Source organism: Alistipes shahii WAL 8301 (assembly GCF_025145845.1).
GTDB classification, from domain to species: Bacteria; Bacteroidota; Bacteroidia; order Bacteroidales; family Rikenellaceae; genus Alistipes; species Alistipes shahii.
The window spans coordinates 2,070,502-2,082,536 of sequence record NZ_CP102253.1 but is presented as its reverse complement, the minus strand read 5'-3'; the positions used below and the strand labels follow the sequence as shown (position 1 = coordinate 2,082,536).

Below are 12,035 nucleotides of genomic sequence, written 5' to 3'. Positions count from 1 at the left end.
CGCTACCAGCACTCGGCCTTGTCTTTCAATTCGGGAATCCGGTCTTTCGTGAAGACCGGATTTTTGATGCCCTGCCGCTTCTGGGCCGTGTAGTCGGCCAGCAGCAGGAAGGCCTGACGGCCCAGCAGCACGATCGCCGCCAGATTGCACAGCGTCATCAGCGCCATCGTCACATCGGCCAGGCTCCATGCCAGATCGAGCGTCGCCACGGATCCGAAGAGCACCATCGCGCCGACCAGCAGCCGGTAGAGCGTCAGCGCCCACGGCCGCGGAGTGATGAAGCGGATGTTGGCTTCGCCGTAGTAATAATTGCCGATAATCGACGAAAAGGCGAACAGGAAGATCGCCACGGCGACGAACACCCCGCCCGCGGGACCGATCTCGCTCTCCAGAGCCGCCTGCGTCAGCTGAATGCCGTTGAGCGAGGCGTCGGGAACGCCCCCGAACAGGATGATGAAGGCCGTGCAGGTGCAGATGACGAGCGTATCGGTGAAGACCCCGAGGGTCTGGATAAGCCCCTGCTTCACGGGATGCGAAACGTGAGCCGTGGCGGCGACGTTCGGGGCCGAACCCATACCGGCCTCGTTGCTGAAAAGTCCCCGCTTGATGCCCTGCATCAACGCCGCGCCGACCGCGCCGCCCAGCGTCTGCTCCCAGCCGAAAGCGTCGGCGACGATCAGTTCCAGCACTTCGGGCAGCCGCCCGAGGTTGAACAGCACGACGCCCAGCGCCAGCACGATGTACCCCAGCGCCATAATCGGGACGATCACGCCGCTGACACGCGCAATGCGCCGTATGCCTCCGAAGATGATGAGCAGCGTCAGCGCCGTGAGCACGACGCCCACCCACACATGATCGGCGCCGAAAGCTCCCTCCCACGCGGCGCAGATCGTGTTGCTCTGCACCGAGTTGAAGGCGAATCCGAAGGTCACGGAGATCAGCACGGCGAACAGCACGCCCATCCACCTCCGCCCGAGGCCGCGTTCCATGTAGTAGGCCGGACCGCCGATGAAAGAGTCCCTGCCGCGGCGTTTGTAAAGCTGTGCGAGGGTCGACTCGACGAAAGCGCTCGCGGCGCCCACAAGGGCGATGACCCACATCCAGAAGACCGCGCCGGGTCCCCCGACGACGATGGCCGTGGCGACGCCCGCGAGATTCCCCGTGCCGACGCGGCTGGCCAGCGACACGGCGAAAGCCTGGAACGACGAGACGTGCCGCTCGCCCTCCGGGCCGCTTCCGGCCGACTCGCCCAGCACGCGCATCATCTCGCCCAGCAGGCGGAACTGCACGCCCCGCGTGCGCAGGGTGAACCACACGGCACACCCCAAGAGCGCCGCGACCAGCACATAGGTCCACAGCACGTCGTTCACGCCGCCGATCCAACGGGAAAGAGTCTCCATCAGCATACTTTACACGATCCGACAGCAAAGTTAATGCTAAAACGCATTTTCCGCCGGACATTCGCCGGAAAGATGCGGCGCGGCACGAAAAAAACGCCCCGCCTGCGCAGGGGCGTCCGTCGTCACCGCGCCCGCAGGGTATACTCCCCGGCCCGCTCCGTAACGGCCTTCTGCAACTCCCCGAGGCCGATTTCCGGCCCGGAGAACTCCACGGCGGCCACCGGAGGGTCCAGCGTCACGACCGCCTTCACGCCGTCGAGGGCGTTCAGCGCATGTTCCACATGCATCCGGCAATGATTGCACGTCATGCCGTCCACGATAAATTCCTTTTTCATCTTTTCTTCGGTTTCAACCGGTTCGTCATGTTCACACTCATCGCCGATCCGCCGGCGTTTCAGCCGCAAGCTGTTGGCCACGACGCTCACGCTGCTCAAGGCCATGGCCGCCCCGCCGATCATCGGGTCGAGCAGAAACCCCCAGAGGGGATAGAGCGCCCCGGCCGCTACGGGAATGGCGACGAGGTTGTAAATGAAGGCCCAGAAGAGGTTCTGGCGAATCGTCCGCACGGTGAGTTGCGACAGCCGGATCATCTCCGGGATTTTCCGGAGGTCCGACGAGAGGATCGTCACCATCGCGGTATCCATCGCAATGTCGCTCCCCTGCCCCATGGCGACGCTCAAATCGGCCTGCGCGAGAGCCGCGCTGTCGTTGATCCCGTCGCCGGCCATGGCCACCGTCCGGCCTTCGGACTGCAACTGCCGGACGAATCCGGCCTTTTCGTGCGGCAGGACGCCCGCCCGGAAACGGGTGATCCCGGCTTTCCGGGCCGTTTCACGCGCCGAACCGGCGTTGTCGCCCGTCAGCATCCAGACCGTGATTCCCAGCGCGTGCAGCCGGGCGACGGCCCCGGCCGACGAGGGTTTCAGCGCATCGGCAAGGGCGAGCACGGCGTGCGTCCGCTCCTCGTCGGCGAACCAAACCACGGTCTTCGCCTCCTGCACCCACCCTTCGGCCAGCCGTTGCAGGCGGGCGTCGGGCACGATGCCGTGGCGGGACAGCAGCGCGTCGTTCCCGGCATACCAGGTCCGCCCCTCCGCGACGCCCCGGACACCCTGCCCGGGAATGCTTTCGAACCCGGTCACGGGAACGTCCCGCTCCCCGCCGAGCGATTCGACGACGGCCTGCGAAAGCGGATGCCCCGAGCGTTTTTCGAGGCTGAACAGAATCCGCCGCGCCGTCTCCGACCCTTCGGCCCACGCAGCGTCCACGACCGACGGACGGCCTTCGGTGAGCGTTCCGGTCTTGTCCAGCACCACGGTGTCGACCTTCCGGGCCACCTCCAGGCTCGCAGCGTCCTTGACGAGGATGCCCTGTCCGGCGCCCTTGCCGATCCCGACCATGAGGGCCGTGGGCGTCGCCAGACCCAGCGCACAGGGGCACGCGATGATCAGCACGGTCACCAGCGCCAGCAGCCCGCGGGTGAAGCCCTCCTCCGGCGCGAAAAGCATCCACGCCGCGAAGGTCAGCACGGCGAGGACGATGATGGCGGGAACGAAAACGCCGGCGATCCGGTCGACGGTCCGCTGCACGGGGGCCTTGCTGCCCTGCGCATCCCGCACCATGCGGATGATCCGGGCCAGCACCGTGTCCTGCCCCACCCTGTCGGTCCGGAAACGGAACGCACCGTTGCCATTCATCGTTCCGGCGAACACCGCCGCACCCTCCTGTTTGCAGACGGGGAGCGGTTCCCCGCTGAGCATGCTCTCGTCGACATACGACGCGCCTTCGGCCACCGTGCCGTCCACGGCGATGCGTTCGCCGGGATGCACGGCGACCAGATCCCCGGCGCGAAGCTCCGCAACGGGCACGGAGCGTTCGCCCGAAGGGGTGATCACCGTGACGGTTTTCGGTTGCAGGCCCATCAGTTTCGCGATGGCCGTCGTCGTGCCGCGCTTCGCCCGCTCCTCAAGCAGCCGCCCCAGCAGGATGAAGGCGACGATGACGGCCGCCGACTCGAAATAGACGTGCGGCTCGATGCCCCTCGACAGCCAGAATTCCGGGAAAAACAGGTTGAAAAGGCTGAACAGATAGGCGATTCCGGTACTGACGGCAACCAGCGTATCCATGTTGGCCGCCCCGTGGCGGAGCTGTTTCCAGGCGTTGACGAAGAACTCCCGTCCCAGTCCGAAAACGACCGGGGTGGAGAGCGCCCACACGGCGTATTTCACGGCCGGAGCGTCCATGAACAGCATGCCTCCGGCCACAATCGGAAGACAAAGCCCCGCCGCCCAAAGAGTCCGCCGTTTGAGCGCCCGGTAATGCGCCGCACGAACGTGCGCCGCCTCGTCCTCCGCCGGGCCTTCCGCGTCGGTCAGCAGGTCGTAACCGGCCGCCTGCACGGCCCGCTTCAGCGTCCCGGGAGAGCACTCCCCCGAACGGTAGTCCACCCGCGCCGTAGCGGAAGCGTAGTTCACATGCGCAGACTCGACGCCCGGCAGGCCGTTGAGCGCCTTATCGACCCGGACTGCGCACGAAGCGCAGCTCATGCCTGCGACCGGGAACGTATTCGTGATGATCTTACTCTTTTCCATGGGAACAAAGGTAAGGTCCCGACACGCTCCGGGTGTTACAGAATTATGGATATGATTTATACCTACACTTCATCCAGCGGTTTCAGGCCGCGTCCTTTCAGCCGGCGGAATTCAGTGGGCGACATCCCGGTCTGGGCGCGGAACTGGGCGCTGAGGTGCGCCACGCTCGAATAACGGAGTTTGTCGGCGATCTCGCTGACGGTCAGGTCGCCGTAGGCCAGCAGTTCCTTGACCCGCTCGATCCGCTGGGCGAGGAAGTATTTCTCGATGCTGATGCCGTTGACCTCCGAAAAGAGCTTGCTCAACGCACTGTAATCACGGTGGCAGCGTTCGCGCAGGTAATCCGACAGGTTGACTTTCGAGGCATCTTCGCTGTAATGCACCAATTCGATCACGGCCGTCCGGATCTGCTCGATGAGGCGCATCCGGCTGTCGTCGATCAGTTCGAACCCGTAGGCTTCGAGCAGTTTGCGGAACGCCTCCCGCTGCTCCCGGCCGGGCTTCTCCTGCACGACGACCGTTCCCAGTCCGACATCGAGGGGCGTGAACCCCGCTTTTTCGAGCAGCCGGGTGACGACCAGAATGCAGCGGTTGCAAACCATGTTTTTGATATAAAAGACGTTCTCCCGTTCCATAACCGCATTCGTTTTATCCGTAAATATAACACAAAAACGATTCCGTCCCGCCGACCGTCTTCCAGCCTTTCAGGTTCCGGCCGTTGAAAAGCGTCGGCCACGGGACCTGCGCTCCGACGAAGGTGCAGGGTCCCCAACAGTGCAAGAGTCTCTTTTTCCTATCAGTCGGGCAGTTTTGATCGTACGAATATAGTCTATTTTTTTCGGGTCTTCAGCCTGTTCCCCTGCAAAATTAACCTCTGACCCGCTCCGTATTCCGAAAAAGTTTCGTAACTTCGGCACAGCAAACCCATAGACGAAGCCATGAAACATGCGCACATCCTGCTGCTGCTCCCTTGCGGCATGCTGCCGCCGCTCGCCGGGGCGCAGCGCACGGAGCCGCCCGGCCGGTTCGACATCGCACCGGAATAACCACCCCGAAAACAAGCAAACCAACCAAAAACAACCATGAAGAAAACCGCAATCACCCTCTTTTTCCTGCTTCAGGCCGCGTGTCTGTTTTCGCAGATCCCCCGCCCGGAATATCCCCGCCCGCAGTTCGAGCGGACGGACTGGATCAACCTGAACGGCGAATGGACCTACACGTTCGATTTCGGCGCAAGCGGCCTGGAACGCGGCTACGCCGGCTCGAAGGGATTCGACGGCAAAATCATCGTGCCGTTCGCCCCGGAGAGCAAGCTCTCGGGCGTCGGCCACACGGACTTCATCGGCCGCATCTGGTACCAGCGTACGATCGACATTCCGGCAGACTGGTCGGGACGCAACGTGATGCTCAACTTCGGAGCCGTGTACTACACCTCCGAGGTGTATGTCGACGGCCGCTTCGTCGGACGCCACTTCGGGGGCAGCACGTCGTTCTCCTACGACATCACCGCATTCGTGAAGTCGGGCGGCAGCCACAGTCTGGTCGTCTTCGCCACGAGCGACCTGCGCAGCGGCAAACAGACTGCCGGCAAACAGTCGCTGCAATACGCCTCGCACAGTTGCGACTACACCCGCACGACAGGCATCTGGCAGACGGTGTGGATGGAGGCCGTGGCTCCCGAGGCCCTCGCACGCGTCCAAATGACGACCGACATCGACCAGCAGCAGCTGATCGTCGCCCCGCAGTTCTTCCGGGAAAGCCCGAACACGCTCCGGGTGACCCTTCGGGACGGCGGCAAGGTCGTCGGCACGCGGCAGGTCCGGGCGTCGAACAGCAGCGTCGTCGTCATCCCGGTCAAAAAGGCCCGGCTCTGGTGTCCCGAAGACCCGTTCCTCTACGACCTGACCTACGAGGTGGTCGCCCCCGACGGCCAGGTGCTCGACGCCGTGAAATCCTATGTCGGGATGCGCAAGGTCCACATCGAAGGCAACAAAATCTACCTCAACAACGAACCCTATTACCAGCGGCTGGTGCTCGACCAGGGTTTCTACCCCGACGGTATCTGGACCGCTCCATCGGACGACGCCCTGCGCCGCGACATCGAACTGGGACTGGCCGCCGGGTTCAACGGCGCGCGCCTGCATCAGAAGGTTTTCGAGGAACGCTACTATTACTGGGCCGACAGACTCGGCTACATCACCTGGGGCGAAAGCCCCAGCTGGGGAATGGATGCCAACGACGTGGAGACGGCCCGCAACTTCCTCTCCGAATGGGCCGAATGCGTGGTCCGCGACCGGAACCACCCCTCGCTGCTGACGTGGACGCCGATGAACGAGGAGTGGTGGCCCGACAACACGCAGTTCCCGCGCTTCGCCTCCGACGTCTACGACCTGACGGGGCGCCTCGACCCGACGCGCCCCGTCAACACCGTCAGCGGCGGCGCCGTCGTCAGGACCGACATCTGGGCCGTCCACAATTACGAGCAGAACCCGGCCAAACTGAAAGAGAAAATCTTCAGCGACGGCACGTTCTTCCATCCCCGCCTGCGGACGACCCGCGACCAGACGCGCAACATCGGATTCAACGAGGTGAAGGCGACCGCAAACTACGCCTGGCCGCAGTACGATGGCTCGTGCCCCTACCTGGTCGATGAATTCGGCGGCATCAAATGGGTGAAGGACCAGGAGAAGCAGGCCACGGATTCCCAGACCGAATCGTGGGGTTACGGACAGGCGCCCCGTACGCTCGAAGAGTTCTACACGCGGCTCGAAGGCCAGGTAGACGCGCTGCTCTCGCTCTCCGGACAGGTGTGGGGCTATTGCTACACCCAGCTCACGGACGTGGAACAGGAACAGAACGGCATCTATTGCTACGACCGCTCGGCCAAGTTCGACATGGACCGGATCAAGGCCATTTTCAGCAAACGCCCGGAACATCCCGCCCGATAACGCGCCGGACAGCCGCCCGCCCGAATGAAGCGCACCCCGAAAATCCGGAAAGGGATTTCGGGGTGCGCTTTTTATCCGGTTCGTCATCGTCCGCCCGCGGCAGAGCCTCGTGCACGAATGCGCCCGGAAACAGAAGGCGTCGCTGAATTTCTATTCGCGTGTTTTCCCGGTTTCAGAGTCTCGATATAAAGTATTCCTGCATATTCCAACGATATGCCCTTGATGAACGCTGCAATTGGAGATGCTTCATGTCGGTGCGTCGCACGGCGAGTGGCGGACGGTCCGACATGCGACCTTCTGTTTTCGGCACCATGAACTCCCGAAGGCAAAAAGCCACAGCGCCGGCACACTCCGCAATAGCAACCGAGGGTTTTTAAATTATTCACGAAATATAAAAAAGTCTCCACGGAGTACGCGGAGACAATAGGTTGAAAACCTTCGGCATATAGCCTTATTGTGATAAGATGTAGAATTCTTACACCACAAATATAGTAAAAAAAGATGAATTTCTGCAATTTTTTATTTAATTTTACAGAAAACACTTTCTTCATATGGCAAAAGTATTGGGTTTGGACCTTGGCACCAACTCACTGGGATGGGCCCTTGTCGATGAATCGGAGAACGAATATACGCTGATTGACAAAGGTGTAGACATTTTCCAGGAGGGAGTTGCCCGCGACAAAAACAATGAAAAACCTGCCGTTCAGGATCGGACGAGCGCCCGGGCACTGCGCCGCCACTATTTCCGGCGGCGTCTGCGAAAAATCGAACTGCTCAAAATACTCATCCGTTACGACCTTTGCCCGCCGTTGCCCGAGGAGCTGTTGACCGCCTGGCAAAAAGAGAAACGTTACCCGCAGGACAATGAATTCCTCCGTTGGCAGCGAACCGACGACAATGGGGATCGAAATCCTTACCACGATCGTTATGTAGCCCTGTCCGAGCGGCTCGATCTCGGGAATCGCACACAGCGCTGGCTGCTTGGCCGGGCGCTTTATCATTTGGCACAGCGACGCGGATTCCTCAGCAATCGCAAGGAAGCAGGAAATGAGAAAGAAGACGGCACGGTCAAGGAGTGTATCAAAAATCTGTCGGCTGAAATAGCAGCGGCAGGGTGTCGGTACCTCGGAGAATATTTCTACGGACTGTACCAACACAAGGAACGAATCCGCGACAAATACACCTCGCGCAACGAACACTACCTGGCCGAGTTCAATGCCATCTGCGACCGGCAGCAATTGCCCGACGAATGGCGTAAGGCGCTGCATCGGGCAATCTTTTTCCAGCGCGACCTCAAATCGCAGAAGGGGTCAGTCGGCCGATGCACCTTCGAGCCGACGAAGAGTCGGTGCCCCGTTTCGCATCCCCGTTTTGAGGAGTTCCGGATGCTGTCGTTCGTCAACAACATCCGGATTACAGGACCGGGCGACAATGCTCCACGACCTTTGACACAGGAAGAGTTCGAGACGATTCGTTCGCTCTTCTTCCGGAAAAGCAAGCCTTATTTCGATTTCGAAGAGATCGCCCGCAGAATCGCCGGCAAAGGGAAATATGCCTGCAAAGAGGAGCGTACAGAAGCTCCTTATCGTTTCAATTTCGCCCGCACGGCCACCGTATCGGGATGCCCCGTCACGGCATCGCTGCAAGCGATCTTCGGAGACGACTGGATTACGGAGATTCGCAGCCTTTACCTGCTTGGAGCAGGAAAAAACGAGGACCAGATGTTGAATGACGTATGGCACGCCCTCTTTTCGTTCAACGACGAAGGTCGGCTGCGTAGCTGGGCCTGCGAAAAATTGCAACTCACGGATGAACAAGCCAAAGCGTTTGCAGCCATCAAACTCCCGCAGGATTACGCGGCGTTGAGCCTAAATGCCATCGGCAAGATTCTGGTCTATCTGCGCTGTGGCTATCGGTACGACGAGGCGGTATTCCTGGCCAACCTGCGGGCGGCACTTCCGAAGGAGGTCTATGCCGACGAAAGCCGTCGGCATGAAATCGAACAGGACATCGCCTCGCTGCTGCTTGACTACAAGCGAAATCCGTATAACAAGTTCGATTCAAAGGAGCACCGCATTGCCGACTATTTCAGCGATCATGGATTGGATGCCTCTCGTCTGATGCGTCTTTATCATCCCTCGAAAATCGAGACCTATCCGGATGCGCAACCCAAGGCAAATGGCATTCTGCAGCTCGGCTCTCCACGTACTGCGGCCATTCGCAACCCGATGGCCATGCGGGCCCTGTTCCGATTGCGCAACCTGATAAACACGCTGTTACGCGAAGGCAGGATCGACCGAGACACGAAGATCCGGATTGAATTCGCCCGCGGACTCAATGATGCGAACAGGCGGAAGGCCATCGAGCAGTATCAGCGGGAACGGGAGGTTGAGAATCGGAAATATGCCGAAGAGATCCACAGCCAGTATGCCGCCGAAACCGGCCGCGAGATAAAACCCTCGGACGACGAAGTGCTGAAATACCGGCTGTGGGAAGAACAGCAGCACGTCTGTCCCTATACCGGGCGGCAAATCCGCATTTCGGACTTCGTCGGGTCGGCTCCGGATTTCGACATCGAGCACACGCTCCCGCAGGCTCGCGGCGGCGATGACTCGCAGATGAACAAGACGCTCTGCGAAAACCGGTTCAACCGGGAGACAAAACGGGCGAAACTGCCGGCCGAGTTGTCCAACCATGTCGAGATCATGGAGCGGATCGAATCGTTTGGTTGGCGGGAAAAAATGGAGAGTCTGCAAAAGCAGATTGAAGCCCAGGTTCGCAGGAGCAAAAGCGCAGCGATTAAATCCGAAAAGGACGACGCCATTCAGCGCCGTCACTATTTGCAGATGCAACTCGACTACTGGCGCGGGAAATACGAACGCTTCACCATGGCCGAGATTCCCGAAGGATTCAGCAATCGGCAGGGAGTCGACATCGGCATCATCGGCAAATATGCACGGCTCTATCTGAAGACGGTTTTTGACCGAATCTATACGGTCAAAGGTTCCACGACCGCCGCGTTCCGCAAGATGTGGGGACTGCAGGAGGAGTATGCCCGCAAGGAGCGCACGAACCACGTCCACCACTGCATCGACGCCATCACGATCGCCTGTATCGGCCGCCGGGAGTACGACCGCTGGGCGCAATATGTCGCCGACGAGGAGCGATACGGCTACGGCGAAAGCGGCAAACCCCGCTTCGAGAAACCCTGGCCGACCTTTACCGAAGATGTCAAGGCGGCGGCCGACGAACTGCTCGTTGCCCACCACACGCCCGACAACATGACCAAACAGACGCGCAGGAAGTTACGGGTTCGCGGCCGGATAAAGTTGAATGCCGACGGGGAACCAATCTACCAGCAAGGAGACACGGCTCGCTGCCGGTTGCATCAGGATACCTTCTACGGCGCTATTAAGCAGGATGGAGAGATCCGCTATGTCATCCGCAAATCGCTCGCGCAGTTACAGCCGACGGACATCGACAAGATTATCGACGATGCAGTCCGGGATCGCGTACGGGAGGCAATCGACAAGGTCGGATTCAAGACGGCGATGAATCCCGATGAATACACGATCTGGATGAACCGGGAAAAGGGCATTCCCATCCGCAAGGTGCGGATCTTCACACCGAGTGTCAAACATCCGATCGCGCTAAAAAAACAGCGCGACCTATCTGCAAAAGAGTACAAGCGGGATTATCATGTCGTAAATGAGGGGAACTATTGCACGGTCATCTATGAGGGCCAGGACAAAAAGGGCAAAACGAAACGCACCTTTGAACTCGTCAGCAACCTCGAAGCTGCCCAATATTTCAAAGCCAGCGCTGACCGGGAAGCCCGCCCCGATCTGGTACCGCAGACCGACACGAACGGTTTCCCCTTGAAATACATCTTAAAAACGGGGACCATGGTCCTGTTTTATGAAAATACCCCGGCAGAACTTTATGAATGTACCCGCAAGGAGTTGGTAAAACGACTCTACAAGGTAACAGCAATGGCTGCAGAAGGACGGGTACAGTTCCTCTTTCATCAGGAGGCCCGAGATCAGAAAACACTTACCTCCTTATATGGAGCTGGGACCTCTCAATTCTGCCAATCCAATCCATCACCGAAATTGCGCCTCAGCGTTTCCAATTTTAACATGTTGGTGGAAGGTTATGATTTCGAACTGACCGTAACGGGCGAGATAAAATTCAAAGATGACCGGCCATGCTGAAACGAACCTTGTTTTTTTCGACACCCTACTGTTTGAGCCTGCGCAACGGCCAGATGATCATCCACACGCGCGAGGCCCCCGACCAACGGAAAAGCATCCCGATCGAGGATATCGGCTTCGTGGTGCTGGAGGACCAGCAGACCTCCATCACGCTGCCGCTCTTGAATGCGCTGTCGGACAACAACGTGGCAGTTATCCTGTGCGGAGAGAACCGAATGCCGAACGCCTTGTTGATGAATTTGGATTCAAACAGAACGCAAGGTGAACATTATCGGATGCAGATCGCTGCATCCGAACCGCTGAAGAAGGGCCTTTGGAAACAGATCGTCGAGACCAAAATCCGCAACCAGGCTGCCTTGCTGCGGAAGCTGGGGTATGACGGAGACAAACTGAAACCCTGCTACATGAATGTCAAGAGCGCCGACGCCGACAACCGGGAGGGCATAGCAGCGAGAATCTACTGGTCAGAACTGTTCGGTGCCGAATTTTACCGTTCCCGCGAAGGTTCGCCGCCCAACAACCTGCTCAATTACGGCTATACGATCCTGCGAGCCGCCGTGGCCCGTGCGATCATGGGCTCCGGACTGTTCCCAGCATTCGGGATCTTCCATCGGAATCGTTACAACTCCTTTCCGCTGGCCGATGACGTAATGGAACCCTATCGACCGTATGTCGACGAATTGGTCTACCAACTTTACAGAAACGGGAATACACAACTGACCAAAAAGGTGAAAGGCGAACTGTTGCGGCTCCTGTTTGTCGATACTCGTTTCGACAAGGTTGTGCGACCTCTCGAAGTAGGACTTATGTTTTCAGCCTCTTCCCTGGCCAAATGCTTTGCTGGAACCCAAAAAAAGATTGCATATCCTTTATTGGAGTAGT

General features: G+C 59.4%; 7 protein-coding genes. 3 read left to right on the top strand and 4 right to left on the bottom strand.

What is annotated here, in order from left to right; all coding sequences use genetic code 11:
* Positions 1 to 2 precede the first annotated feature (2 nt).
* The 3 genes from NQ492_RS08875 to NQ492_RS08865 all read right to left on the bottom strand — a co-directional run bounded on the left by NQ492_RS08875 (position 3) and on the right by NQ492_RS08865 (position 4,626).
* The gene (locus NQ492_RS08875; RefSeq protein WP_044054722.1) at positions 3 to 1,400 is read right to left on the bottom strand and encodes an alanine/glycine:cation symporter family protein; all 1,398 of its coding nucleotides are present in this window, start codon (positions 1,398 to 1,400) and stop codon (positions 3 to 5) included.
* A 122-nt stretch (positions 1,401 to 1,522) separates the two neighbouring features.
* The gene (locus tag NQ492_RS08870) at positions 1,523 to 3,991 is read right to left on the bottom strand and encodes a heavy metal translocating P-type ATPase (RefSeq protein ID WP_015546477.1); all 2,469 of its coding nucleotides are present in this window, start codon (positions 3,989 to 3,991) and stop codon (positions 1,523 to 1,525) included.
* 62 nt (positions 3,992 to 4,053) lie between these two features.
* Complete coding sequence (locus NQ492_RS08865; protein ID WP_015546478.1) at positions 4,054 to 4,626, bottom strand: helix-turn-helix domain-containing protein; 573 nt, start codon at positions 4,624 to 4,626, stop codon at positions 4,054 to 4,056.
* A 447-nt stretch (positions 4,627 to 5,073) separates the two neighbouring features.
* Here NQ492_RS08865 and NQ492_RS08860 point away from each other — a divergent pair, with 447 nt between their 5' ends.
* The gene (locus NQ492_RS08860) at positions 5,074 to 6,939 is read left to right on the top strand and encodes a glycoside hydrolase family 2 protein (RefSeq protein ID WP_015546480.1); all 1,866 of its coding nucleotides are present in this window, start codon (positions 5,074 to 5,076) and stop codon (positions 6,937 to 6,939) included.
* A gap of 83 nt (positions 6,940 to 7,022) precedes the next feature.
* On the opposite strand, the gene NQ492_RS08855 is transcribed toward NQ492_RS08860, so the two are convergent.
* Complete coding sequence (locus NQ492_RS08855) at positions 7,023 to 7,490, bottom strand: hypothetical protein (protein ID WP_157359457.1); 468 nt, start codon at positions 7,488 to 7,490, stop codon at positions 7,023 to 7,025.
* On the opposite strand from NQ492_RS08855, the gene cas9 reads away from it, so the two are divergent.
* Both cas9 and cas1 read left to right on the top strand, forming a co-directional pair.
* Positions 7,491 to 11,153, top strand: coding sequence for a type II CRISPR RNA-guided endonuclease Cas9 (gene cas9, locus NQ492_RS08850; protein ID WP_044054106.1), 3,663 nt, complete (start codon positions 7,491 to 7,493; stop codon positions 11,151 to 11,153).
* On the top strand, positions 11,147 to 12,034 hold the full coding sequence (cas1, locus tag NQ492_RS08845; RefSeq protein WP_015546482.1) for a type II CRISPR-associated endonuclease Cas1: 888 nt from the start codon (positions 11,147 to 11,149) through the stop codon (positions 12,032 to 12,034). The genes cas9 and cas1 overlap by 7 nt, the downstream gene beginning before the upstream one ends.
* Position 12,035: the final 1 nt, after the last annotated feature.